This is a genomic window from Mesorhizobium sp. M7A.F.Ce.TU.012.03.2.1, assembly GCF_004006095.1.
In the GTDB taxonomy this organism is placed as follows: domain Bacteria; phylum Pseudomonadota; class Alphaproteobacteria; order Rhizobiales; family Rhizobiaceae; genus Mesorhizobium.
On the sequence record NZ_CP034779.1, the window covers coordinates 5,366,287 to 5,391,758 of the forward strand.

The window sequence follows — 25,472 nt, forward strand, 5'->3', positions numbered from 1 at the left end:
CGTGATCCGCGCCTGCATTCTATCCCCGTTATCCACATATGTGACACACAAGATGTTGGGGTCACAAAAGCTACGCAAACGAATCCTTGACGGCGCAAAACGAGTCGCCTTTTATAGGCCATGCGCTCCTGTTGAGAGTGCGACCGGAAAGTTCTGAGCCCGGTCTTTTTTCCCGGATTATGTGCGTTTTTGCTCGCATTTCCGCCTGTTTACGAGGCCGGCGGAAGCGTTGGGATTGTGGGGCGGTTGGGGACGATAGGGACAATTGTCGGGCTTGAATAAATTGTCTGTTAATACTATATTTAGTGTTTGCAGGTAGGTTCGACGCTAGATAGTGTGAATTTCCCTCGATCGAGGGAATCGGAAAAAATCAGTTTTGAGGGACCCGTGGGTTCGTCGGCGCGTTGGACAGGTACTTCGCAAGGAGTTTGACCAGCAGGGCCGGCGGAGACCGCGAAATGGAGAGCCGGCCGTTTTCGAACGCCCGGCAGACGGCGGACATGCGCGTTTCGCATCGGGGGCAGAAATCCCTAGGGAAAAGCGCTATATATAGACAAAAGGGACCGGACCAATGCGCATCGAGCGTCGTTTCACCAAGCCAGGACAATCTGCCTATGCGGAAATCGAATTCCGCAAGGCGCTTTCGGAGATCAAGAATCCGGATGGTTCGGTGGTGTTCCGCTTGGACAATATCGACGTGCCGGCGCAGTTCTCCCAAGTTGCAGCCGATATCCTTGCGCAGAAATATTTCCGCAAGGCCGGTGTGCCGGCGCGCCTGAAGAAGATCGAAGAGAACGACGTCCCCTCCTTCCTGTGGCGCTCCGTAGCCGATGAGGCGGAACTGGCGAAGCTGCCGGAAGCCGAGCGCTACGGTTCCGAGATCGACGCCCGCCAGGTCTTCGACCGGCTTGCCGGCACCTGGACTTACTGGGGCTGGAAAGGCGGCTACTTCAAGGGGTCGGAGGAAGACGCGCGCGCTTTCCGCGACGAGCTTGCCTACATGCTGGCCACCCAGCGCGTCGCGCCGAACTCGCCGCAATGGTTCAACACCGGCCTGCACTGGGCCTATGGCATCGACGGCCCGAGCCAGGGCCACTTCTATGTCGACCCGTTCACCGGCAAGCTGACCAAGTCGAAATCCTCCTACGAGCATCCGCAGCCGCATGCCTGCTTCATCCAGGGCGTGCAGGACGATCTCGTCAACGAGGGCGGCATCATGGACCTGTGGGTGCGTGAAGCGCGCCTGTTCAAATACGGCTCCGGCACCGGCTCCAACTTCTCGCTGCTGCGCGGCGAAGGCGAAAAACTGTCCGGCGGCGGCCGCTCGTCGGGCCTGATGAGCTTCCTCAAGATCGGCGACCGCGCGGCGGGCGCCATCAAGTCGGGCGGCACGACGCGACGCGCCGCGAAGATGGTCATCGTCGACGCCGACCACCCCGATATCGAGGAATTCATCGACTGGAAGGTCAATGAAGAGCAGAAGGTCGCCTCGCTGGTGACTGGCTCGAAGATCGTCAAGAAGCATCTCGAAGCGATCATGAAGGCCTGCGTCAACTGCGAAGGCAATGGCGACGACTGCTTCGACCCGGCCATCAACACCGCGCTGAAGCGCGAGATCAAGGCGGCCAAGAAGTCCGCCGTGCCGGAGAACTACATCTACCGCGTCATCCAGTTCGCCAAGCAAGGCTATAGCTCGATGTCGTTCAAAACCTACGACACCGATTGGGATTCGGATGCCTACCTCACGGTTTCGGGCCAGAACTCCAACAATTCGGTGTCGCTGAAGGACAATTTCCTACGCGCCGTCGAGGACGATGCCGACTGGCACCTGACCGCCCGCAAGGACGGCAAGGTGCTGAAGACGCTGAAGGCCAGGGATCTCTGGGAAAAGATCGGTTACGCCGCCTGGGCGTCGGCCGATCCGGGCCTGCATTTCAACACGACGATGAACGACTGGCACACCTGCGCTTCGGCCGGTGCGATCCGGGCGTCCAACCCGTGCTCGGAATACATGTTCCTCGACGACACGGCCTGCAATCTCGCCTCGATCAATCTGCTGCCCTACCGCAACGCCGACGGCACGATCGACATCGCAGCCTACGAGCACACGGTGCGGCTGTGGACCATCGTGCTCGAAATCTCGGTGATGATGGCGCAGTTCCCGTCGAAGGCGATCGCCAAGCAGTCCTACGAATACCGCACGCTCGGCCTCGGCTATGCCAATATCGGCGGCCTGCTGATGACATCGGGCATTCCCTACGACTCCGATGAAGGCCGCGCCATCTGCGCCGCACTCACCGCGATCATGACCGGCATGGCCTATGCCACCTCGGCCGAGATGGCCGGCGAACTCGGCGCCTTCGCCGACTACGACCGCAATGCGCAGAACATGCTGCGCGTCATGCGCAACCATCGCCGTGCCGCCTATGGCGAGAAGCAGGGCTACGAGAAGCTCGCCGTCAACCCGGTGCCGCTGGTCGCTTCCGACCTGAAGCAGCAGGACCTTGCGACGCACGCCAAGGCCGCCTGGGACCGCGCCATCGAACTCGGCGAGGAGCATGGCTACCGCAATGCGCAGGCGACCGTCATCGCGCCGACCGGCACGATCGGCCTGGTCATGGATTGCGACACCACCGGCATCGAGCCCGACTTCGCCCTGGTGAAGTTCAAGAAACTCGCCGGCGGCGGCTATTTCAAGATCATCAACCGCGCCGTGCCGGAAGCGCTGCGCACGCTCGGCTATTCCGAAGCCCAGATCGCCGAGATGGAGGCCTATGCGGTCGGCCACGGCAACCTCAACCAGGCGCCGGCCATCAACCCCGGCGCGCTCAAGGCCAAGGGTTTCACCGACGAGAAGATCGCGGCGCTCAACGCAGCCTTGAAGTCGGCCTTCGACATCAAGTTCGTCTTCAACCAGTGGACGCTCGGCGCCGACTGGGTGAAGGAGACGTTCGGCTTCACCGACGAACAGCTCAACGATTTCTCGTTCGAGATCCTGCCGGCGCTCGGCTTCTCCCGGAAAGACATCGAGGCCGCCAACATCCATGTCTGCGGTGCGATGACGCTGGAAGGCGCGCCGTTCCTCAAGGCCGAACACCTCGCCGTGTTCGACTGCGCCAGCCCGTGCGGCAAGATCGGCAAGCGCTCGCTGTCGATCAACAGCCACATCCAGATGATGGCGGCAGCGCAGCCCTTCATCTCCGGCGCGATCTCCAAAACCATCAACATGCCGAACGATGCGACGGTGGAAGACGCCAAGGGCGCCTACATGCTGTCGTGGAAGCTGGCGCTGAAGGCCAACGCGCTCTACCGCGACGGCTCGAAGCTGTCGCAGCCGCTCAACTCCTCACTGCTCGCCGATGGCGAGGACGACGAGGATGAAGCCGTCGAGCAGTTGCTCGCCGCACCTGCGGCGGCACGTGCCGCACAGATCACCGAGCGGATCGTCGAACGCATCATCGAGCGCGTGTCGCGCGAGCAGGAAAAGCTGCCCGGCCGCCGCAAGGGTTACACGCAGAAGGCCAAGATCGGTGGCAACACCATCTTCCTGCGCACCGGCGAATATGACGATGGCCGTCTCGGCGAGATCTTCATCGACATGAACAAGGAAGGCGCGACCTTGCGTGGCCTTCTCAACAACTTCGCCATCGCCATTTCGCTCGGCCTGCAATATGGCGTACCGCTCGACGAATATGTGCACGCCTTCACCTTCACCAAGTTCGAGCCGGCCGGCATGGTGCAGGGCAACGATGCCATCAAGAGCGCGACGTCGATCCTCGACTATGTGTTCCGCGAGCTGGCGATTTCCTATCTCGGCCGCAACGATCTCGCTCATGTCGACCAGTCGGACTTTTCCAACACCGCACTTGGCCGTGGCATCAGCGAAGGCAAGACCGATGCGGTCTCCAAGGGCCTGACCCGTGGCGCCTCGCCGGTGAAGCTGGTGTCGCGCGTCAGCGGCAACGATCCGAAGGGCTTTGCAGCCCCCTCGGGCGCCCCTGCCCGCTCAGTGCCGACCGCCTTCTCCGGCTCCAACGTGCTGGCGCTGAAGCCGGCCAGCGACGAAACGGTCGCCTACAAGCGCGACTATGAGGAGCGGGCGAAGGAACTGGCCGAGGACATCGCCTTCGAGGAAGCAGCGGGCGTTGCTTCCGACGCCACGGCGGGATTATTCACCGACGCGGCGGCCGTTGAGGCGGCCGAAGCCAAGAAACTCGCCAACGACCGCCGCGCCAGGTCCCTGCTCCAGGGCTACACCGGCAATTCCTGCTCCGAGTGCCAGAATTTCACCATGGTGAGGAACGGGACCTGCGAGAAGTGCGATACGTGCGGCTCGACGAGCGGGTGTAGCTGAGGTCTAGTGCCACCTCGGCTTACAGTTCGCGAGATCATTCGCCTGCTGGAGGCCGACGGCTGGTATCTGGTTGCAACCAAGGGCAGCCATCGCCAATATAAGCATGAAGTCAAAGCCGGCCGCGTCACCGTGGCTGGCAAGCCGTCTGAAGAGGTTGCGCCAGGAACACTGAACAGCATCCTAAAGCAGTCAGGTTTGAAGGAGTGATGACATGCGTTACGCAGTGGTGATTGAAAAAGCAGGAAGTAATTTCTCTGCCTATGTGCCGGACCTACCCGGCTGCATCGCGACAGGTGCCACTGTGCCTGAAGTGGAAACCGAGATTCGCGACGCAATACGCTTTCACATCGAAGGTTTGCGAGCCGATGGCCTGAATGTGCCCAAGGGTGTCAGCCTCGCGGAATACATAGAGGCATAAAATTCCTGCAATCGGGATTCTCGGCATCTACCCCGCCGGCAACACCCGCAGCGTCTGCTCGTCAACGGCTCGTCCTGCCCCACGAATAGCAGCTTGCGCCCCGTACCCGCCGGCACCTCGAAATACTGGATCCGTCAGGCATTTCGCCCCAGTCGCCGCACGGTGGCTCCGGGATTTCATCGAGGCTTGCTACCGCTTTCAGCTTTTTCGCATAGGCGGCGTCGCGGCTAAATGTGTAGCGTCTGACGGCGGCAGGCGCGGCGCCCTCGGTGTAAGGCGTCGGATTCAATAACTTGTTTGCATCTGGCCATGCCTTCGGCCTGCCCAGATCAAAGCCTCTCAGCATGCCATCTCAGATGGTCGTCCATGAAACTGGAGATGAAAAGATACGAGTGATCGTATCCATCCTGCATCCGCAGCTTTAGCGGAATACCTGCTTTGGCGCAGGCCGCTTCAAGCAGCCAAGGCCTCAGCCCGTCGTCAAGAAATCCGTCCGACGTTCCCTGATCCACCAAAAATTCGGGGAAACGGTATCCGTCGTCGATGAGCGACGTCGCGTCGCAGGTTCGCCACGAAGGCTCATCCTTGCCCAGATACTTCTCAAAGGCCGGTTTCGACCAGCCGGCGGTGCTTGGCTGGGCGATCGGGGCGAACGCCGAGCAGCTCTTGAAACGCTGCGGATTCTTCAAGGCAATCGTCAGCGCGCCATGCCCGCCCATCGAATGGCCGGAGATAGCCTGGCGCGCCATATCGGCTGGAAATTCAGCCGCGATGAGAGCCGGCAACTCCTCGGTCACATAGGAATACATGCGATAGTTCTTCGCATAAGGTTCTTGCGTCGCATCGAGATAGAAGCCGGCGCCGGAGCCGAACTGCCAGTTGTCTTTTTCATCCGGAATGTCGGCCCCGCGCGGGCTGGTGTCGGGACAAACGACGATCAGGCCAAGCTCGGCGGCCATGCGCCTGTACTCGCCCTTGTCCATTACATTGGCGTGGGTGCACGTCAGGCCTGAGAGATACCACACAACGGGACAAGGCGCCTCCCGCGCCTGCGGAGGTATGAAAACGGCAAAAGTCATGTCGCAACGGCAACTCGTCGACAAATGGGAATAGACGCCCTGCACGCCGCCATGGGCCTTCGTTTGAGAGATGATTTTCATGTGTTCTCCACGTTGCGGGTCGGATGACGGTCGGCCCCACCACTGCCACCCAGCGGCAAGCACTTGCGTCCTGCCATCCTATGGTTCCTGTGTCGACGGATCTCAGCGCGGAAAAAGAACCTCGCCCATTCCGAGCACTGCGTTATCCCCGCCATATTTGCGCGGTGCGCTCCCCAGAAGCGGCCGTTTCAAAATGCCCTCGGCGATCAGATGACGATCGATGATGGCAGCGAAAACGCTCTCGGGCGCGCCACATTCGACGAAGCTCGGGGACGTGCGTGCCGGCGCGCGATCGAGAAGGATCGAACCGCGACGCATCAAATAGCCGGGCATCTCGCCGGTGCCACCGGCCACCACCAGGGTGCCGGCGATCATGCGGCTGCCGGCAAGGTCGCCGGAGCCTTTCAGCACCGCTATCAGGCCGCGCCGCATGCGGTCCGCCGCGAAGGCGCCCGCCTTGCCCCTGACGATCAACACACCGCCGTTCATGCCGGCCAGTTCCCCGACGAGCGGCGCACCGAGGTGGTCGCCGGCATTGCCTGTTATCTCAAGCCTGCCGCCGCGCATGCCGGAACCGGCGTATGGACCCGCATTGCCTTCGATCGTGAGCTTGCCACCGCGCATGGCGCGCCCGGCCTGGGCGCCCGCATTGCCAACGAGGCGAACCGACCCACCCCGCATGCCTTGCGCCACAAGGTCAAGGCGCGTGCTTCCGCCTTCGAACACGATGTTTGTCGGATCGCTGCCGGCGACGCGAAAAATGTCGCCCACCTTCGATCCGTGTTTCGACATGCCGATCTGGATTCTTTCGACGTCGCGCCTTTCGATCCCGGCCAGCCGCTCCGGCGTCAGCGGCGATAGGTCAAGGCGCTCCGGCGGCTCGGCAACCAGGGTGAAGGTCAGCGCCTTCATGGCAGCATATCCTTCAGCGAGTAGATGAATTTTCCGAGCTTGCCGCCGTAATTGCCGGCGCTGATCCGAACCGCGCCTCTTTTCGGGCCGAGTTCTATGACAGCCTTGATGCCTGCCTTCATCGCGGCGGCAACTGCATCATTGGTTTCACCATCGATGACGATTTCCAGGACGGCGTTGATGTCGGGACCGAGCTCACTCGCGACGACGCCGCGCAGCGTTGGCGCGTAGGCTTCGTTGGCCGAAGCGATCATGCCTTTGTATTTGCCACCTATCTTGGAACCCGAACGGGCAATGCCGCCCGGAAACGGCACGATGGCGCCAGGCACCATGCCGATCGCAGCGACCGCGGCCTCGGCAGCGGCCAAAGCGTTGGCGCTGTTTTGCGCCATGACAAAGAAATTGCCGCCACCGACAGCTTCCTTCGTCAGTCCGGTCGTTGCTTCGCACAGGAACTCGCCATCCATGACGGGAATACGCCAGAAATGCCTGTCGCCGATCTTCTTGGAGATTTGCCAGCCGTCGCCGAAATAACGCAGCGCCGAACCGAGCTTGAGCTCGGCGCTGCCTTGCAGCCCGGCAAAGCAGGCGGAACCCGGCGAGGTCAAAACGCACTGGCCGACACGATTGAGCAGTTGCTTCTGCAATTCGTCCGTCCCCATCGCGAAAATCATGACGCGACAGCCGGGCCGGCCATCCGGTGTGGCCGATGGCGGCAGGTCGAGATCGATTGCCGCTTCGCAGCCGCAACCGATCACCGAGGTGGCGAAACCGGTCATCGTGATCGCCGCCTGGCGAGCCCATTTCCGGCTCGGCGCGGTGATGACGATGGCGGTCGCGCGCATGCCGAAGGCTTCGGCGAAGGTATCGTCGATCGTTACCCCATTGACGCTCATGTTCGGCATGGCACCTCGCCGAATGGCTGTTCGCGCGCAATCGCGGAATCCGGAAAATTGAACCAGTCCAGCGACAGGCCGTAGCGCTGCTGGTGATAGTCCTCGAGCCGTCGCACCATTGCCTTGTCGACAGGCGGCTTGAGCCTCAATGCCTTGCCCCAGCGGTAATGGATGATTTCCCCGTCTTGCACGACGAGATCGCCATCCTTGAAAACATACGCCGCTTGTCCGAGCATTTTCGCGATACTGCGGTCCCTGCGATAGACAGCGATGTCGGCTGTTGCACCGGCGCCGAGATGGCCTCGATCCGTCAAGCCAAGCAGCTTGGCCGGCGCCGCGCGCGTCATGATGGCGATTTCCTCGAACGTGTATTCGCGGTCGATTGCGGCCAGGGTAGAGAGCGCCAGGGCGGATCGTGAAAGTCCAGCGGTCATTTCGGCGCGCGCTTCCCGGCTCATCAGCAGTTCGAACAGCGCCGGATAAGCCGTAAAAGGTGCACCGTTGGGATGATCGGTGGTGAAGAACACACGCCAGGGATCGTCGATCAGGAGAAAAAGCTCGAGCCCGATCGCCCACTGCATCGTGCCGTAGAAGTCCTTGCCATAGCTGTAGGGCACGATGCCGCCGCCATTGCCGTCACCATCATGAATGACGGTCTTTTTCGGGTGCGCGCTGCCACGCGCCGAAAACTGCCGCATGACGTCGGAGGAGACCGTGACCGTCTGGCCGAACATGACCTGGCCGATATCGATGGTGACTTCCGGCGTCGCGTTGACCAGTTCGGCAAGCCGTGCGGCGGCAGAGGAAAACCCACGTTTTCCTTCCGTGCCATAGCCATAGAACTGGAGGTGGGCGAGATGCAGCGGCAGCCCATCCGCCGCTGCGATCGTCGCAGCCGCCGTATTCGCCGATCCGGGGCTGCCCAGATTGTTGCAATGGACATGCAGGGGATGCGGCAGGCCAAGACTGTCGACGGCGGCCTGCAGCGTCTTGACGATCTTGCGCGAACTGACGCCATAGGAAGGCACGACATCGTCCAGCGAGAAGGTGCGGACGTTCTCCTTGAAGGCGGCCGCCGCACCGGCGTTGATCACCTTGACCCCAAGCGCTCGCGTCGAAGCGACCGTCCAGGCGACATAGTCCTCGATCATCGTGGAGGGGGCGTCATCGCGGATCATCGACAGAAGGAAATCGTCATTGCCGAGAATGGCAAGGGTTGCTTTGTCGATGATCGGGATGTCAGCCAGTTCGAGATGCGTGTGAAGCGCCGCTCCCGGCGACATCGCCGGCTCGACCACCGTCGTAAAGCCCATCTTTGCGTAGAGGCAGCCCGTCTGGAACGTCGACCAGCCGGCATTGGAGAGCGGCGTCGTTGCTGGCCTCAGCTGATGGGCGGCATGCTGTTCGGGCAAGAGCAGCCGCGCGGTGTTCACATTGCCGCCACCGATGTGGGAGTGGATGTCGATGGCGCCAGCCATCACGATGCAGCCGCTGGCTTCTATGGTCCGGTCGGCCGCCCCTCCCGCCGGCGCCGGGACGATCTTGTCGTCCTTGATCCAGAGGTCGCCTTTGCCGAGACGGCCGTTGACGGGATCGATGATGTCGCCGCCGGCGATTTTCGTCAGCATGGCAGTGGCTCGGCGAAAGCGTGGGTAGCGATCAGGCGGATGATCGTCGCGGCGGAGGGCAATTGCGAGGCCGCTTGCGCCTCGGTCGACCTGAGCGAGCCCGTGCGGCTGGAATAGACAACCGCATCGTGATCAAGCCCAGCCTCGCCGATGGCGATGGTGACTGCGGCACCGGCAACCGGCTCTTGCGTTTTCGTCAACGCAATCAGTGCCATGCGGCGCTTTTTTTCCTTCGGTTGGGCCGTTGCGGCGGAGATCCGCAGGTGCAGGTCGGCTTCGCCGGCAGCGATCATGCGCGCCACATCGCAGCGCCAGGGATCGAATTCCGGGAAGCCGCGCGCAAAGCCGGTGCGCAGCGGAAAACCTGTCATCCAGGCCGAGGCGAGCGTGCTACCCCAGCCGTTTTCGTTCGCCGGCAGATGAAGGCCGGATGCGCGCGAGTTGCGATTGAGATCGGCGATCAGTCCTTGCAGCATCTCCAATGCCAGGCCTTCGGCGGCGTGGCCTGAAAACAGGAACACGGGAAAACGCGCGGCCGCCAGAGCTTTGGCGAAATCATTGAAATTCGACACCGGTTGCGATGTACGCCGCCCTTTGTACTGTGCTCTCAGTGCCGCCAGCGTGGCGGCGAGGCTAGCTTGGCCACAGGAAAGTCGCGTTGCCTCGCGCCCGCCGTTCAGCGGCGGCACAGACATCCCGTTCGGGCCTACCACGAAGAACGCGCGCTGGTTCACGGTCGAGAGGTCGGGAACCGTCCCGGCGAGTTCGCCAACAAGACCATGATGGATCCGCGGGAGCTCGCCCACGATCACCACGACATCGGCACGCCGGCGCGTCTCTCCGGGGGCGACGGTCATTGCCCCCTTGTCCGTAAAAAGCGCAGTCTCCCGGGCAAGTGCCGCGCCATCGGCATGGTCGTATGCCGCGCCAGCCCTCTCAGCCAGCGCGATCGCCGCCCTCGTGCCGTCTATATCCGTATCAAAGCTGAAAACCGGGCACCGACTTGACGACAGTAGCGACGCGGCATGCGCAGCCGCGCGCTCAATCAGCGCTTCCCGGTTGCCGATCCAAGCAACCGCCATTCGCTAAACTACTTTCTGGTGCCGCCACGATCCTAGACGAAACTGGATTGGCCGTGAACCCCACCTCGCAGCGGATCAGCGAATGTTTTCATACGCTATCAACAAATTCCGACCCTGCTTAGTCATATTTGACGTAAGCGAAGCGTTGATCGGTCAGCGGAGTGCCCTCCAGCGCCCCGCCTTCCTTGGCCGGCTGCCACTGGACAACATCCTCAATCTTTTTCGCCAACTCGAAATCCTTGTCGGTAATGCCTTTCGCCGCGTGGTTCATCAGGCGCACCTCGACCCAGGCATAGGAGGCGGTGATATCGGGATGGTGCCACGCCGCCTCGGCGAGATGGCCAACCGTGTTGATGACCATCAGCGTCGATTTCCAGCTGTGGGTCTTGTATTTGCGCCGGATCCAGCCGTTTTCGTAGCGCCATTTTGGCAGCTCCTTCTCAAGCCGCTCGGCGATCTCGGCTTCCGAATAGACCTTTTCCTTGACTGTCTCGTTCATCTCGACCTCCGCGAATTGCTCGGTCTGTCTACACGCCGGAGCCGGCAAACACCTGGATGCATTCTCTTTGGCTTGCTCCATCGACGAAAACAGTTATCATGGTACCGGGCACCTAAACTTCCATGATGCATCCATGATGCACCCATCGGGGGGCAGATGTCGAATTCTGTTACCATACGAGTGCCCGCTCGCCTGCACCTTGGCTTCCTTGATCTTAATGGCGATGCCGGACGGCGGTTCGGCAGCGTCGGGCTTCCATTGAGCGAACCCGAAACCGTCGTCACCCTGTCGCGATCCGGCGAGACCATCGTCGAAGGCTCCGAGAGCACCCGCGCCAGCGAGCATCTGTCGACGCTCTGCAAGCATCTCGGCATTCGCGGCCAGCACCATCTGGTGGTCGAGCAGTCGATCCCCAGTCATGCGGGTCTGGGGTCCGGCACGCAGATCGCCCTTGCCGTCGCCTCGGCGTTGCGCACTCTCCATAATTTGCCTCTGGATATCGCCGGCGACGCGAGCCTGCTCGAGCGGGGCGGCCGGTCCGGCATCGGCATCGCAAGTTTCGAAGATGGCGGCGTCATAGTCGACGCCGGCAAGAACGACCGCGGCGGAACGCCTCCGGTCGTCGCGCGGCTGCCGTTTCCGGAAGAGTGGCGCGTCATCCTCATCCTCGACCATTCCGGGCATGGACTGCATGGCGCTGCCGAGGTCGAGGCGTTTCGTTCGCTGCCGCCATTCCCAATGGCAGGCAGTGGGGAGATCTGCCGGAGGGTGCTGATGGGCATTATGCCGGCTTTGGTCGAGCGGGACCTTCCGGCATTCGGCGCCGCCGTCACCGCGATACAGATGCTGATCGGCAGCCATTTCGCCCCGGCGCAGGGCGGCGTGTTCACCTCGAAGCGGGTCGAGATGGCGGCCCACCGTCTCAATGAAGCAGGCGCCGTCGGCATCGGCCAGAGCTCCTGGGGGCCGACAGGCTTTGCCTTCGCGCCATCACATGACGCCGCACTCAAGTTCGTCGACGCGGTTCGGAAGACGACAATTGAGGACGGCCTTGAGATCAAGATCGTCAAGGGCAGGAACTCCGGCGCGAAGATCAGCTCAACCAGGCTGAATCTCGTCGGCAGCTGACGCTCCCGTTTCAGGCAGAAAGGCAAGAAATGGCCCGCAAACACATCCTGCACATGCTGACACCGTTGAAGCAGATGAGCCCCTTCGACGTGAACATGGCGCTCGACGCAGGTTTCGACGCCGTCGTCCCCTATGTTGATGTAAGCCTCGCCGAAGTGACAGGCTTGGTCCAGGACGCGATCTTTTCGCGCCCCCCGGATGCGGGTGTCGACACCGGCATCTTCATCGCCGGGAAGGACGCCTCGTTGGCGCTCGACATGTTCGACGCCGCGAAGAAGGCGATGGTGCCGCCTTTCCAGGTTTCGGTGTTTGCCGATCCGGCCGGCTCGTTCACCACGGCCGCGGCGATGGTGGCCAAGGTCGAAAAGGCGCTGGAGAAGAAATTGCAGCGTGCGCTCAGGGATACGAGGGTAGCTGTTTTCGGTGCCACCGGCGTCGTCGGCTTCTGCACCGCCGTCATCGCGGCAGGGGAAGGTGCCCGGGTCACACTTGTCGGCCATGACGGCATCGAGAGGGTCAAGCAGATCGCGGCCGAGATCGAAAGCAGATTCAACATCATCGTCGATGCCGCTGACGGATCGAGCGACGCACGCAAGACAAAGCTGGTCGAGGCAAACGAAATTATCCTGGCTTGCGCCAAAGCTGGCGTCCAGGTGGTCTCCAAAGCCCAATTGCAAGGCAATGACCTGCTTATTGCGGCCGACGTCAATGCCGTTCCCCCGGCCGGTATCGAAGGATTGGCCGTCAATGCCAATGGTGATCCACTCGAAGCGGCAAAAGCTGTCGGCATTGGTCCGCTTGCCATTGGCAATGTCAAATATAAGGTCGAATTCGGTCTCTTCAAAAGAATGATCGAATCCGAAAAGACGATCACGCTCGATTTTCAGGAAGCGTTTTCCCTTGCACGCGAGATTGCCAAGTAACGCCGGATCTCTCTTGATCGCGGCAATTTCAGGCCGGGCGCTGGCCGCCGCCGCGCGCCGCGCCGGCTATCGTCCGCTGGTTGCCGATTTCTTTTGCGATACGGACACCGTCGCGCTCGCAGGACGCGCGACGATGCTGCCGGGCGACCTGCAGAGGGGCATCGACGGCGAGCGCATCGTCGACACGCTTCGGCGATTGGCTGGCGACGACCTGCCGGTCGCCATTATCCTGGGCTCAGGGTTTGAGCGGATGCCTGAGACCGTGGAGGAGATCGCGCGACACTTTCCGCTCGCAGGCAACGGCGGCGCCGCGATCCGCAGGATCAAGGATCCGCAGTTGCTGGCCGATGATTGCGCCGAACTTGGCATCCCGCATCCGCAATTGCGATGGGACCAGCCGCCTGATCCGGAGAACTGGGTGGTCAAGACCGCGGGCGGCGCCGGCGGCGGGCACGTCAGACGAGCAGCCGGAGAAAGCCCGACCGCCGGCCGCTACTTCCAGCGCTTCGTTTCCGGACGCAGCATCTCGGCCCTGTTCGTCGGCAACGGGCAAACCGCGCACGTCGTGGGCTTCAGCCAACAATGGACGTCCCCCTCCCCGACAGCGCCCTATCGCTACGGGGGCGCCGTGCGGTTGAGACGCTTCGATCGCAGACAGGCGGCGGTGATCGGCGGTTGGCTCTCAAGTCTGACGCGGCGCGCCGGCCTGATTGGATTGTGCAGCGCCGATCTCATCCGCGGGCCGGACGGCTACAAGTTCATCGAGATCAATCCGAGGCCGGGCGCCACCCTCGACATTTTCGACGATGTCGACGCGCCATTGATCGAAGCGCATCTGCGCGCCGCGACGGGTCAGGTCTTCCGCTTGCCGCGCTTCGTCGATTCGATGGCGTCGATGGTGACTTACGCCGCGACGCCAATCACTCACTTTCCGTCGATCGCCTGGCCTGAATGGACAGCGGACCAGCAGTCGGCTGGCACCCGTCTGATTGCCGGCGACCCTGTCTGCACGGTCTTCGCGCGCGGGCCGAGCGCCCAATCGACCAAGCGACTCATCAAGGGACAAGCCAGTCAATTGCAACTCCAATGGGAAGGAGACCGGACATGAAAGACGGTTCGGCATTCCTGAACGACAATGCACAGCGCATCGTTGACGGCATGATCGGCGACGCCGAACGCCTGCGCATCGTCGTTTCCAGGGGGCCATTGGGCGAGCGCCTGATCGATGCCGGCGCCAAGACCGTAGGCAGCGTCGAAGCCGGGCTGCGCATGGCTGAGGCCGCGATGGGCGGTCTCGGCAGCGTTTCTGTGTTCATGGATCGCGCGTCACAGCAATGGCCGTTCACTGTCGAAGCGCGATCTTCGCAGCCGGTGCTAGCCTGCCTGGGCAGCCAATATGCGGGCTGGAACCTGTCTGGCCAGGACTATTTCGCGATGGGATCTGGGCCGGCGCGCGCCCTCGCCCGGGTCGAACCGCTGTTCGAAACACTTTCCTATCGCGACATCGCATCGTCCGCGGTGCTTATCCTTGAGACGGCCGAACCGCCTCCCCGCGCGATCGTTGAGAAAGTGGGCAAGGCAACTGGACTGGCGACGGAAAAGCTCACCTTCCTCTATGCGCCGACACAAAGTCTTGCCGGCAGCGTGCAGATCGTTGCGCGCGCGCTCGAGGTTGCCCTGCACAAGATCAACGATCTCAAATTCCCGCTGGAGAACGTTGTCGACGGCATCGGAACGGCTCCGATCCCCGCCCCCCATCCGGATTTCCTGACCGCCATGGGCCGAACCAACGATGCCATCATCTATGGCGGCAGCGTCCAACTCTTCGTGAAAGGATCGGCGAAAGAAGCTGGCAAACTCGCGGAAAAACTTCCCAGCAGCGCCTCACGGGACTATGGCCAACCCTTCGCCGAGATCTTCACGCGGTTCAAGGGCGATTTCTATGCCATCGACCCGCTGCTGTTCAGCCCGGCCGAAGTGATCGTGACAGCGATCGAAACCGGCGATACGTTTCGCGCCGGTCGGCGTGATCTGGAAATGCTCGAACGGAGTCTCGGCTAAGAGGATGGCGGTGCAAAGGGATTCGTCCGTCATTCGCCTGCCCGACGACTGCATTTCGTGCAGCCCTGCCGCGGACGCGGCCATGGGGGCGCGGAATCGCTCGCGCCTCCGTTCCCGTACCCGAGGCGCCACATGATCCCTCGCATCCTGATCGTCAGCGACAAGGTGGACACCGGCTCCAACGGCCTGGCGGCAGGGCTTGGTCGGCGGGGCGCCGCCGTTGCAGCCGTGCCGCTGGCAGCGATCGCATTCGACACCAGCAGCCCGAGCGGACTTTCGATCCCCGGCTTCGGCGGCACGCTGCCCGACGCCGTGCTCGTCCGTTCGATCGCCGCCGGATCGTTCGAAGCGATTACCCGGCGCCTCGGCATGCTGCACGCGTTAAGCAGACTGTCGGTTCCCGTGTGGAATTCCGCGCAGGCGATCGAGCGCTGCGTCGACAAGTCGATGACGACATTCCTCTTGAAAAATGCCGGCCTGCCTACGCCACGCACCTTTGCCGTGGAAGGCCTTGCCGTCGCCGAGGAGATCGCGGCGCAAGAACTTCCGCGGGGGCCGCTGGTGCTGAAACCCTTGTTCGGCGCGCAGGGCCGCGGGATAAAGCTGATCCGCACGCTCTCGGACCTGCCGGCTCCAGAAGAGGTGAACAGCGTCTACTACCTTCAGCAATATGTGTCGCGTGCCGGTCCGCCTTTCCGGGATTTTCGCGTCTTTGTCTGCGCCGGCGAGACCGTGGCGATGATGAGCCGCATCAGCGACCACTGGATCACGAACGTCAACCGGGGCGGCGTGCCGGAACAGATTTCCGATCATGGCAAGGCGGAACTGGCCTCGCTGGCTGTCGCTGCGTCAGCCGCGGTCGGCGCGGATTTTGCCGGCGTGGACATCGTGCGGGCTGACGACGGCAATCTGTTCATACTCGAAGTGAACAGCATGCCCGCCTGGTCGGGATTGCAATCGGTGGTCGCCGTGAATATCGCCGAGGCAATCGCCGATGCCTTGCTGAAACTCCTGGCCGACCGTGCCGAAGCGGCCGCCGCGCCGCGGCCCTACCGTTTTGCCGCGCCTGCGAATTCGTGAGGGCCGGTAGGATGGCGCTGTCGCGTGAACGCCTCCGGGCCAGCTACAAGGATGCCTGCAGGATGGAGATCGAAGCCCTCAAACCGGGCAACGTCCATCTGTTCGCCGACGGACACGGAATGTCCGCCGCCCAGTTCATGATGAGTGCGGAGGTTTCTTCCGGGCCGCTGACCGATCCTCGTCTGCCGGTCGGACAGCGCATGCTGGAGGCGGTGCGCGCTACACGACTGGCGGTCGCAACCAATACCAATCTCGGAATCATCCTTCTGGCAGGGCCACTGATATGCGCCGCCGAAATGGGCGGTGACAGACTGCAGGACAATCTCGACTCGCTGCTTCGGGCTTTGAGCGTGCAGGATACCAAGGCGGTATTCGAGACGATCGTCACGGCCGCGCCAGGCGGCCTGGGAGAAGCCGCCAACGATGTGCGGCAGGAGCCGAAGGTTCATTTGCTGGACGCGATGCGCGAGGCCGCCGACCGCGACATGATCGCCCGCCAGTACGGCAGCTGTTTCGGCGACGTGTTCGGGGTCGGGCTCGCCGCGATGGATGGAGCGTTGGCACGTGGAGAAACCGGCATGTGGCCGACGGTATTCGTCTACATGGCGTTTCTCGCCGGCTTCCCCGACAGCCATGTGATGCGCAAGCACGGCGTTGACGTCGCAAATCAAGCGCGGCAGGAAGCCGTTGCCGTCCAGGCGGCGCTCCATGCCGAGGGCGACGAGCCGTCGCGCATTCGCCTGCTCATGGAGTTCGACCGCCGGCTGAAGGCCGACAACATCAATCCCGGCACCTCGGCCGACCTCACCGTGGCTACTCTTTTAGTCCACACCCTCGCCCTCACCTTGCATAATCGCGGCGTTGGTGCTTGACTTCCAAAAGCGGAAGCTGTGCTTCCGCGGCTATCTAGCCAACCGGTCCGGGCAAATCCGGACGCTGCCAACAAGGATAGCTGTCCATCGAGCGCCTGCTCGGTTGCAGCGTCCGTGGACATCATAATTGTGTCTTGGAGGAAATTGGCATGGCAAAAATATCAAAGGTTATGGTCGGTGAATCGCTGGTGGGAGACGGCAACGAGGTCGCGCATGTCGACCTGCTCATCGGCCCGCGGGGGAGCGCGGTCGAAACGGCATTCTGCAACGCGCTTACCAACAACAAGGACGGCTTTACTTCGCTTTTGGCGGTGATCGCGCCCAATCTTCAATGCAAACCCAACACCGTGATGTTCAACAAGGTCACGATCAAGGGCGCCAAGCAGGCGGTCCAGATGTTCGGCCCGGCGCAGCACGCCGTGGCAAAGGCCGTGCAGGACAGCGTTGCGGACGGGACCATTCCGGCCAACGAAGCGGACGACGTGTTCATCTGCGTCGGGGTGTTCATCCATTGGGACGCGGCGGACGACGCCAAGATCCAGAAATACAATTACGAGGCGACAAAGGAAGCTATCCAGCGCGCCGTTGCAGGAACCCCGACCGCCGCCGACGCAACGGCCCAGCGCGACAAGGTCAAGCATCCGTTCGCAGCGTAGACAAGAGACAGCCCCGCACAGGAAAAACCCTCTTCTGAGACGGATGGTCTGTTGCGCCGGCTGAAAAAAGTTCTGGGCTTTTGAAACGTCACCTCCCGAAGGGCGCACGTCCTTCGGGAGTCGACGAGCAACGATGATCAGGCGCCGAGTGATGCGAGGCGGCCGGGTGTGAGCGTAGCGTTGTGCAATGAGGTTGCTACTAGCGCCGCGGCGACACCCATTGCGGACAAGGCGCCGATGTCGGTCTCATCTCGGACGCCGCCAGCCGCGATGACAGTGCGATTTCCGGCCTTGGCCTTGACCTCCTGCAACCGCCGGAAGTCAGGGCCGGCGGCGGCACCGACCTTGGCCAGCGTCATGACAATCACCTTTTGCGGCCAAAGCTCGGGCTCTTCGAGAAGAGAACGCGGTCCGCAAAAACTATCGCCGATGAAATCAAGGGACAGGATGAGATCGGGATGATCGCGAAAACGCCGCAGCAACATGTCGTCCCGCTGCGATTCAGAGCCAAGAACAGGAGACAGGGAGCGTTCGGCAAGAGCCGCCAAAAGTGTCTTTTCGTCGGCCACGCCGGCATCGACCCAAAGTTCCGGCGGCTCCGCCATCGTCCTCAACCGGGCGAGTGCGTCGCTGTTTGGCGTTCCGCCTTCGATAGCGTCCAGATCTGCGATGTAGAAGGTCGAAAAAGGATAAAGCCCACGCAGTCCTTCAGCGACCGCGACGACATCAGGACTTCGGCTGAGCGGCGTAACGATCGGCCTGTAGCGATCGCGTTTTCCCTGCTGGGCGCGAACCACCACGCCGTCCTTCAGGTCGAGAACCGGAATAATACGCAACGCTTTTCTCACCGACCAATTGCCCCCGTCATGAAAGCTTGAAGCGTGGAAAAAAGAAAGGGCATCATTGCCGGTTTCGACATTGGCGGCGCGCATCTGAAGGTGACCCGCGCACAAGACGGTCGCATCGTCGAGGCGGTAACGATCGCAACGCCGCTCTGGCAAGGCCTGCACAAGCTGGCTTCAGCCCTCGACGAAACGGCTCCGATCTACGGGGGTGCGGATCTCAACGCATTCACCATGACAGGCGAACTGTCGGACATCTTTCCGTCCCGCGATGTCGGCGTAGCGGCTCTGCTGGGTCAGATTTCCACCCATTTCCCCACAGACAAAAAGCTGGTCTATGCCGGACCATCCGGTTTCGTCGGGGTCGAGCAGGCAGCGCAGTTAGGCGCCGATGTGGCTTCCGCCAATTGGCACGCGACAGCCTTGTTGGTGGCAAAACTCGCCGGCGATGCCCTGTTCATCGACATGGGCTCCACCACCACCGATATCATTGCCATCAAGAACGGCGCCGTGGCCAATGACGGCTACACCGATGCCGGACGGCTTCTAACCGGCGAATTGGTCTATACCGGCTTTACCAGGACATTCCTGTTCGGCGTAGCCTCGTCGGCTCCCGTCCATGGCAGGCTAACGCCGCTGATGAATGAGTATTTCGCCTCGATCGCCGACGCGCATCGCATCCTGGGCGTGCTCGACGAGGACGACGACAGGCACCCTCCCGCCGACGGCAAGGAAAAGACCGTGGACGGCTCGATCGCGAGGCTGGCGCGCATGGTGGGGCGCGACGCCACTGACCTGACCCCGCCGGAATGGGGTGAAGTCGCGCGCTGGTTCAGCGAGCAGCAACTGCGCAAAGTGCACGATGCAGCGTCTCTGGTTGCCGGGACCTTGCCGCGGGATGTCCCGATCGTCGGGGCCGGAATCGGTCGCTGGCAGATCAGGCGACTGGCCGAACGCATGGAACGCAGCTACGTCGATTTCGCCGACATCATCCCCGCCGATGACACCGTTCGCGGGCAAGCGAGCAGCGCGGCCCCCGCGTCCGCGGTAGCGCTTTTGGCGGGATATCCGTTGTAAGCAGGGTGCGGCGCTCGGCCTAACCCCGCGCGTCCTCGCTCCGGGAATCTTTGGCGGTCAAGTGATCGCTGACACGCTGCATCAGCCAGCCCCAGGCTTCCTTTTCACCGTCGCCTGCCGTCTTTTCGATGGCGATCGAAAGGTAGGCGATTTCCGCCTCGATCTTGTCGCGCGGCAGCATGCCGAGCCGGCTGACCAGGATGGCCAGCTCAAGCACCGCCGCCTTGGCTCGATTGAGGCCGGTGAACGGCGCAAGCGCTTCCTCCCGCACCACGCGGCAGAAATGGCGGGGGCGCACGCCATTGTCATCGACCGCCTGGACTTGGAGACCCGAATACGCCAGCGACGCCTCGAGCCTCGGGACCGGAAACCCGTCAACCGGAACGGTTGGCCAGTGCTTGCGGCCTGTCAGGCAGCCGGCAAAGACACGCACGTCGTCGGTATAATTGGCGATGGCGAACGGCACTTCGGCGAGATTGTCGAGCGTGACCGACGGCCGGAAGGGCGCAATCACCCAGCCGTCATTCTCGGCGATAATGCCGATCGGCGCGATGTGGACGTTGCCTGCCTTGTTGACCGTCGTGATGATCGATTCGCGAATGTAGGGCATGGTCCTAGCGCTCCTTCCTTGCGCGGAGCGTCTGGCCCGGCTCGGCAAGACGGGTACGGTCGGTTTCAGGAGCCGGCGCGGCAACGCCCCATGCGAGCGGTTCGTCCTGCACATAACGCTTGCCGAGGCGCCACGCGATCTCCGCTTTCATCAGTTCCGCGCCGAGATAAAAAGCGTGTGCGCCATCGGCGTTGACGTCCAGCCCGGCAAAAAGTTCGAACGCATCCGTGGCAACCGCATGCCCTTTGCTATTGAAAACATGGATGCCGTCCTCCGCTACCGCGATCCGGAAGTTGGCGTCGCGCACCTGGGCCGCCAATGCCTCGATATCGTCGGTTGAGGCTGTGAAAGGCTTGCGATCGTGGACCTGCAACAGGCCTGGGTGATAGCCGCGCGGCAACGCGCCGTCCGTGCAAGCAGCCAACATGACGCGGCGGGCGATATCGTGCTCCTCGATCGTCCGCACCGTGTGTGGGCTGACATGCACCGCCAGCACGTTTCGGATCCGGAGTTCCGAGCAGAGTCCCGCTAGAACGGCCGTAACACCGGAACTGTCCGCGTCGGTCAATTCGGTGAGATTGCCGGTACCCATCAGCAATTCGGCGTCCGGCCAGCGGCGCCGCGCCTCGATGAAGCGCCCGAGTGAAACGGCGAAGCCGAAATGGATCGGGTCGAGCACGGGATCGGCAATGAAGGCAACGCCGGCCTTTTGAGCGGCTTCGATGGCCCGGCCGAGCGAATCCAGATCGCCGGGCGTGGACGGTATCAACACTGCCGTAGCCCTATGGTCGAAGATCAACGGCAGCGTGTTCTCATCGAGGCTGAGAAGATAGTCCGCGCCGGCGCGTGCCCCGATCGTCAGTTCGTCCACGCTGGCCGAATCGACGCTGACCATAAATCCCCGTGCCTTGAGCGCTCGCACAGCCTCCGGCAGCAATGGAAACGGCGTCTCCGGCAGGCAGCCCAGATCGATGACATCGGCGCCGGCCGCGGCCAACATCGAGGCCCTCGCCATCAGCGCCTCGACCGGCAGCATCGGCGCATCGACGATCTCGGCGAAGATGCGCATATCGTGGCGCGTCAGATCCGGCGGTTTGCCCGCCCGGCCAAGGAAGGCCGGCAGGTCAGCTATCTCGTCGGGGCCGCGCACAAAGGGCACGCCGAAATGCTCCGACAGGTGCTCGATGTTTCCCCGATAGCGTCCGGGCAGGATGACGCGGCCGACGTCTCCTGTCAGAGTGAGGCGACGCTTCACAATTTCCTCGCTCATCAGCGCGGCGACCTTGACGCCGACGTCGACGATTTCCCACGCGAATGCGGTTCTGCCCAGCCCGGCCAGCAGCCGTTCCAGCCGCGCCTTGGCCAGATGGCCGGTAAGAAAAACCAGCCGCTCAGCCATCGCTTGCGAGTTCGGCCCGGCGCCGTGTGAGCGAGGCTTCGAGATCAGCGAGCGATTCGACCACCTGGGTCCGCTCGAAACTCTTCAACTGCTTGGTATTTTCCAGGTCGATCCTGCGCGGATAGACCTTGACCAGCCCGTGCGGTGCCTGGGTCTCGAGTTCCGGCGCGGTGTCGCAAGCAAAGACGATGGCTGGCACACGGCACTTTCCGGCTTGGGCAAAGACATTGGTGGCGAGCGTGTCGGAAATGCCATGCACGCATTTGGCGACCGTGTTGGACGTGGCCGGCGCCACCACGACCGTGTGATAGACACCGTGGTAGAATTCGCCGACAGGGATCGCACTCGCGGTCTTGTCGTGCAGCACGCGCGTCGTCTCCGGGAAATCAAGTTTGAGCTTGTACATGCGCAACACTTCGTTGGCAGCCTTCGACACGAAGACATCGCAATGTTCGAGTTGGCGAACAAGTGCGAAGCTCTCCGTAAAGAAATGCCCGGAACCCGTCAAAACCCATGCCCAGCGCGGCACATGCAGCTTCACCATCGGCTATCCCGCCTTCTTTGCCGACGACCCTGTTGAAGCCACGATCCTGGTGCCGGGCAGCTTGCCCAACGCGAGCATCGCGCCGGCCTCGGCAGCATCCTTCGGACCGGCGAGATGGAAATCGACGCCGTCGGGCAGCATGGCGGCAAAGCCGGGGTCGACAATGCCTCGGGTCCTCAGGCTGTCAGCTGTATCGCTGTCGAAGAATGCACCGGTCTGCTTGATAAGCAACAGCGCGTTTGCGCCAAGCTTGCCTGCAAGCCAGGCGGCCAGAGAATCGGAGGTAATGTCCCACGAGGCCGGAACATCCAGCGCCGGCAGTGCCAGGGATGACGGCAGCCACACCGGAACCTTGCCCGCCTCCAACGCTCGCCCGATCTCGTCCAGCGACCGTGCCGGCGTCAGCCTTTCGTCCCGGTCGAGGATGACATGGCCGAACTGTTCCATGGCCAGGATCGCCATGGCATGAGCGGCGGTATCGGAAAAATCCATGCGTGTCTGCGTCTCGCGCACATGGTCGGCAAAGAGGCCGCCGCCGGGTACGATGACGATCGGCAGCCTGGAACCCGCCAGCGCTGCGATCCAGCTCTTCATCTCCGCCGCATGGGCCGTGCTGCCGCCAAGCTTGACGATGGCCCGTCGGAGCATTTCGGGGCGCTCCTGGCGCGGCCGGAAAACAACGCTCCGGTCTTTTCGGCCGGCAGTGCCGGAGGCAGCGCCGCGTCCCGCCGATTGGCGCTTGCGTTCGATCTCGACGCCGACGCCGCCAGGGCCGAGCTCGAGCTTTTCCACCCTTACCGTGACGCGCACGACACGCTGGTTCTCCAAGACGTGCGCTGCCACCTGCTCGGCCAAAGCCTCGCTGAGCTGGATATGGCCTCGGGCGACGATGGTGCGAATGCCGTCCATGATGATGTCGTAGGAGAACACATGGCGCATGTCCTCGGGATGGTCGGTAATTTGCAGCACGTCGGCGGTCACATCAAAGCGCACTTTTTGAGTATGGCCATGCTCGAAGCTGTAGGCACCGATCTGGACCGGCAGAACAAAATCCCGCACAAAAATCCTGTCCGTGCCCAGTGTCGGGTCGGTGTCCGGCGAATAGCCTCTCGCCGCCAACAGGCGATAGTCGATACTCGATTGACCGCCGGTCCCGGATTCCGCCGGGATCAACTCGCGAATCTGCGAGACCGCCTCGGCGCTGATCGAACTCGTGCGACCGGAATGGCCACACAGCGCCCCCCGAAAGCCGAGAAAATCGGGAGCAAAAGGCAAGACGCGCGGAATATCCGGAGCTTCCAGCGATCCACTCAGGCCGACAATCAGACCGAGCGATTTCGTGCGATCGACGAATCCCGGAATACGCTCCGGCGGCAGATGATCGAGCAGCCGGCCCTTCCCCTTTTGCGCGGTATCGACCATCACGCCATGGAAGCGATGCCTGGCGAATATCGGCAGAAGTTCGAAGTCCGGCGCCAGATCGGCAAACAGCACGGCAATCAGCTTCGTTCGTGCGGCGAGCGGTTCGAGCGCCTGTGCGCAGGCGGAGATATTTGCCGAAGGAAAAAATCCGATCTTCACATAGTCGACGCCGGTCGCCGCGATCTCTTCGGCCTTGATGCGGATCGTTTCGGGCTCCATCGGCAGGTCGCCGCAGACCGCGCTGACCGGAGCCCGACCAGCGATGAACGAAATCGTTCGGCGCATGGTTTCCGTGGACACCGCGCCCAGAGCTCCCGCCTTCGGGTCCTTCAGGTCGACGATGTCGACACCACCAGAAAGAGCGATCTCCGCCTCTTCGATGCCGGTGACGCTTGCCAGCATTCTGGTCATTTGAACAGTTTCTCCAGTTTGGAGGACAAGACGTTTTTATAGAGGCAGTCGATCCCCCTGCGCCACGTCTCGCCGGTGTTGCCATGCGAATCGACGCTGGCGACCTTCCGCACCGTTCTGGCAGGCGCGAAAAGTCTTCCGATAGGGTTTGATAAATTTTGCGGGTCGGCTAAGTTGATCATGGGCACCTTGACTTGGCGCGGGTCCGGCAACCGTCGAACCTTTGCGCAAGAATGGGTAATTACTATCGATGACGAGCGCGGTGCCAGGCACTCTCGCTGCCTTTTTGTGCTTTTTTTCCCTGACCGTCAACGTTTCCGACGCGACAGGCCAGGAAACGGTGGCGAAGCCGGAAAAAAAGACAACCGAAATCAAGATAGGCTATTTGCGGGCCTACGCACCGCAATTGACGCTTTCCATGCTCGACCTGCCGCCACGTGACGAAGGTGTCGCCGGCGCCGAGGTGGCGATCGGCGACAACAATACGACCGGAAAGTTCACCAACCAGAAATTCAGCCTCGACGTGACCGAGATCAAGCCCGACGGCGACGCGGTTCAGGCATTCGAAGGCATGATCGCCAAGGGCGACCACTATGTGGTCGCCGATCTTTCAGCCAAACAATTGCTGTCGATCGCCGACATCGCCCGCGACAAAGGCGTGCTGATCTTCAACGTCGGCGCCACCGACGACAGCCTTCGCGAGGAGGACTGCCGCATCAACGTTTTCCATATCGCGCCGACGCGCAGCATGCTGGCCGATGCGCTGGCGCAGTATCTCATGGTGAAGAAGTGGCCGAATTGGGTGCTGCTCTATGGATCGCATGAGCAGGATCGTCTCTACGCCGATGCGTTGCGCCGCGCGGCAACCCGCTTCGGCGGCCAGATCGTCGCCGAGAAGGAATTCAAGGATACCGGCACAGCCAGGCGCACCGACACCGGCGCAACGCAGATACAGCAGCAGATTTCCGTGTTCACGCAAGATCTCCCGGAGCATGACGTGGTGCTTGTCGCCGACGAAAGCGAGGTTTTCGGGACCTACGTGCCCTATCGCACCTGGACGCCGCGGCTGGTCGCCGGCACGGCCGGTCTGGTTGCATCGTCATGGCATCCCGCCAGCGAACAATGGGGCGGCATCCAGATGCAGAGCCGCTTCTTGAAGACGGCGAGCCGGCGGATGCTTTCAAAGGACATGTCGGCCTGGACAGCGGTGCGTGCCGTCGGCGAGGCCACCACGCGCACCAAGGGCGACGATGCGAAAAAGATCAGCGACTACATGCGCTCGGACGACTTTTCGGTTGCTGCTTTCAAGGGGCAGAAGCTGACCTTCCGCAAATGGAACCTCCAGCTTCGCCAGCCGATCTTGCTTGGCGATACCAAGTCCGTCGTCTCGACATCGCCACAAGAGGGCTATCTTCACCAAGTCTCCGAACTCGACACGCTCGGTGTCGATCAGCCGGAAACGAAATGCGCTCTCAAGTAGAGTCAATCGGGAGGAATT

23 protein-coding genes are annotated in these 25,472 nt (G+C 62.2%); 12 read left to right on the forward strand and 11 right to left on the reverse strand.

The features are described 5' to 3' along the window. The first annotated feature begins 571 nt into the window (after positions 1 to 571). From EJ079_RS26580 to EJ079_RS26590, 3 genes are read left to right on the forward strand one after another with little or no spacing between them, the layout of a single operon-like run. Complete coding sequence (locus tag EJ079_RS26580; protein ID WP_127810589.1) at positions 572 to 4,354, forward strand: vitamin B12-dependent ribonucleotide reductase; 3,783 nt, start codon at positions 572 to 574, stop codon at positions 4,352 to 4,354. A gap of 6 nt (positions 4,355 to 4,360) precedes the next feature. After that, positions 4,361 to 4,561: a type II toxin-antitoxin system HicA family toxin gene (locus EJ079_RS26585; RefSeq protein ID WP_013532021.1), complete on the forward strand. Its 201-nt coding sequence runs from the start codon at positions 4,361 to 4,363 to the stop codon at positions 4,559 to 4,561. 4 nt (positions 4,562 to 4,565) lie between these two features. Then, positions 4,566 to 4,772: a type II toxin-antitoxin system HicB family antitoxin gene (locus EJ079_RS26590; RefSeq protein ID WP_127810590.1), complete on the forward strand. Its 207-nt coding sequence runs from the start codon at positions 4,566 to 4,568 to the stop codon at positions 4,770 to 4,772. 329 nt (positions 4,773 to 5,101) lie between these two features. Here EJ079_RS26590 and fghA read toward each other — a convergent pair whose 3' ends face one another. The 6 genes from fghA to EJ079_RS26625 all read right to left on the reverse strand — a co-directional run bounded on the left by fghA (position 5,102) and on the right by EJ079_RS26625 (position 10,949). Next, positions 5,102 to 5,932 (reverse strand): S-formylglutathione hydrolase, encoded by an 831-nt coding sequence (gene fghA, locus EJ079_RS26600; protein WP_127810591.1) that lies wholly within the window; start codon positions 5,930 to 5,932, stop codon positions 5,102 to 5,104. Positions 5,933 to 6,034: 102 nt separating this feature from the next. Next, positions 6,035 to 6,844, reverse strand: coding sequence for a formylmethanofuran dehydrogenase subunit C (locus tag EJ079_RS26605; RefSeq protein WP_127810592.1), 810 nt, complete (start codon positions 6,842 to 6,844; stop codon positions 6,035 to 6,037). Next, positions 6,841 to 7,749 carry a formylmethanofuran--tetrahydromethanopterin N-formyltransferase gene (gene fhcD, locus EJ079_RS26610; protein WP_127810593.1) on the reverse strand — a complete coding sequence of 303 codons (909 nt, stop codon included), beginning with the start codon at positions 7,747 to 7,749 and terminating at the stop codon, positions 6,841 to 6,843. Before fhcD ends, EJ079_RS26605 begins: the two co-directional genes overlap by 4 nt. Next, the gene (locus EJ079_RS26615; protein WP_127810594.1) at positions 7,737 to 9,368 is read right to left on the reverse strand and encodes a formylmethanofuran dehydrogenase subunit A; all 1,632 of its coding nucleotides are present in this window, start codon (positions 9,366 to 9,368) and stop codon (positions 7,737 to 7,739) included. Before EJ079_RS26615 ends, fhcD begins: the two co-directional genes overlap by 13 nt. Beyond that, the gene (locus tag EJ079_RS26620; RefSeq protein ID WP_245270310.1) at positions 9,362 to 10,225 is read right to left on the reverse strand and encodes a tungsten formylmethanofuran dehydrogenase; all 864 of its coding nucleotides are present in this window, start codon (positions 10,223 to 10,225) and stop codon (positions 9,362 to 9,364) included. Before EJ079_RS26620 ends, EJ079_RS26615 begins: the two co-directional genes overlap by 7 nt. 343 nt (positions 10,226 to 10,568) lie before the next feature. Beyond that, positions 10,569 to 10,949 (reverse strand): 4a-hydroxytetrahydrobiopterin dehydratase, encoded by a 381-nt coding sequence (locus EJ079_RS26625; protein ID WP_027036898.1) that lies wholly within the window; start codon positions 10,947 to 10,949, stop codon positions 10,569 to 10,571. Positions 10,950 to 11,105: 156 nt separating this feature from the next. Between EJ079_RS26625 and EJ079_RS26630 the strand changes: the two genes are divergently transcribed. The 7 genes from EJ079_RS26630 (at position 11,106) to fae (ending at position 17,669) form a co-directional block, all read left to right on the forward strand. Beyond that, entirely contained in the window at positions 11,106 to 12,077 is a 972-nt protein-coding gene (locus tag EJ079_RS26630) for a beta-ribofuranosylaminobenzene 5'-phosphate synthase family protein (RefSeq protein ID WP_127397427.1), read from the forward strand. Positions 12,078 to 12,106: 29 nt separating this feature from the next. Beyond that, on the forward strand, positions 12,107 to 13,000 hold the full coding sequence (locus tag EJ079_RS26635) for an NAD(P)-dependent methylenetetrahydromethanopterin dehydrogenase (protein WP_127397428.1): 894 nt from the start codon (positions 12,107 to 12,109) through the stop codon (positions 12,998 to 13,000). A gap of 13 nt (positions 13,001 to 13,013) precedes the next feature. Continuing rightward, positions 13,014 to 14,108 (forward strand): ATP-grasp domain-containing protein, encoded by a 1,095-nt coding sequence (locus EJ079_RS26640; RefSeq protein WP_127810595.1) that lies wholly within the window; start codon positions 13,014 to 13,016, stop codon positions 14,106 to 14,108. Continuing rightward, positions 14,105 to 15,061, forward strand: coding sequence for a methenyltetrahydromethanopterin cyclohydrolase (mch, locus tag EJ079_RS26645; RefSeq protein WP_127327523.1), 957 nt, complete (start codon positions 14,105 to 14,107; stop codon positions 15,059 to 15,061). The genes EJ079_RS26640 and mch overlap by 4 nt, the downstream gene beginning before the upstream one ends. A 132-nt stretch (positions 15,062 to 15,193) precedes the next feature. Then, the gene (locus EJ079_RS26650) at positions 15,194 to 16,141 is read left to right on the forward strand and encodes a RimK family alpha-L-glutamate ligase (RefSeq protein ID WP_127810596.1); all 948 of its coding nucleotides are present in this window, start codon (positions 15,194 to 15,196) and stop codon (positions 16,139 to 16,141) included. Positions 16,142 to 16,152: 11 nt separating this feature from the next. Next, positions 16,153 to 17,013: a triphosphoribosyl-dephospho-CoA synthase gene (locus tag EJ079_RS26655; protein WP_127810597.1), complete on the forward strand. Its 861-nt coding sequence runs from the start codon at positions 16,153 to 16,155 to the stop codon at positions 17,011 to 17,013. A gap of 149 nt (positions 17,014 to 17,162) precedes the next feature. Next, positions 17,163 to 17,669, forward strand: coding sequence for a formaldehyde-activating enzyme (gene fae / locus EJ079_RS26660; RefSeq protein WP_127810598.1), 507 nt, complete (start codon positions 17,163 to 17,165; stop codon positions 17,667 to 17,669). Between the two features lie 137 nt (positions 17,670 to 17,806). Here the strand turns inward: fae and EJ079_RS26665 are convergent, their stop codons facing one another. Beyond that, positions 17,807 to 18,601, reverse strand: coding sequence for a HisA/HisF-related TIM barrel protein (locus EJ079_RS26665; RefSeq protein ID WP_245481741.1), 795 nt, complete (start codon positions 18,599 to 18,601; stop codon positions 17,807 to 17,809). Here EJ079_RS26665 and EJ079_RS26670 point away from each other — a divergent pair. Continuing rightward, entirely contained in the window at positions 18,551 to 19,588 is a 1,038-nt protein-coding gene (locus tag EJ079_RS26670; protein ID WP_127810599.1) for a hydantoinase/oxoprolinase family protein, read from the forward strand. The genes EJ079_RS26665 and EJ079_RS26670 overlap by 51 nt on opposite strands. A 19-nt stretch (positions 19,589 to 19,607) precedes the next feature. Here EJ079_RS26670 and EJ079_RS26675 read toward each other — a convergent pair whose 3' ends face one another. The 4 genes from EJ079_RS26675 to EJ079_RS34025 are packed head-to-tail and all read right to left on the reverse strand — an operon-like array spanning position 19,608 to position 23,974. Further along, complete coding sequence (locus EJ079_RS26675) at positions 19,608 to 20,198, reverse strand: DUF447 domain-containing protein (RefSeq protein WP_127810600.1); 591 nt, start codon at positions 20,196 to 20,198, stop codon at positions 19,608 to 19,610. Between the two features lie 4 nt (positions 20,199 to 20,202). Beyond that, a complete protein-coding gene (locus EJ079_RS26680; RefSeq protein WP_127810601.1) occupies positions 20,203 to 21,597 on the reverse strand; it encodes a DUF6513 domain-containing protein in 1,395 nt (464 codons plus the stop codon). After that, positions 21,590 to 22,141, reverse strand: a complete 552-nt coding sequence (locus EJ079_RS26685) for a flavoprotein (RefSeq protein ID WP_127268111.1) — start codon at positions 22,139 to 22,141, stop codon at positions 21,590 to 21,592. Before EJ079_RS26685 ends, EJ079_RS26680 begins: the two co-directional genes overlap by 8 nt. Positions 22,142 to 22,144: 3 nt before the next feature. Then, positions 22,145 to 23,974: a (5-formylfuran-3-yl)methyl phosphate synthase gene (locus EJ079_RS34025; RefSeq protein ID WP_127810602.1), complete on the reverse strand. Its 1,830-nt coding sequence runs from the start codon at positions 23,972 to 23,974 to the stop codon at positions 22,145 to 22,147. Positions 23,975 to 24,224: 250 nt separating this feature from the next. On the opposite strand from EJ079_RS34025, the gene EJ079_RS26700 reads away from it, so the two are divergent. Continuing rightward, positions 24,225 to 25,454: an ABC transporter substrate-binding protein gene (locus EJ079_RS26700; RefSeq protein ID WP_127810603.1), complete on the forward strand. Its 1,230-nt coding sequence runs from the start codon at positions 24,225 to 24,227 to the stop codon at positions 25,452 to 25,454. The last annotated feature ends 18 nt before the right edge of the window (positions 25,455 to 25,472 follow it).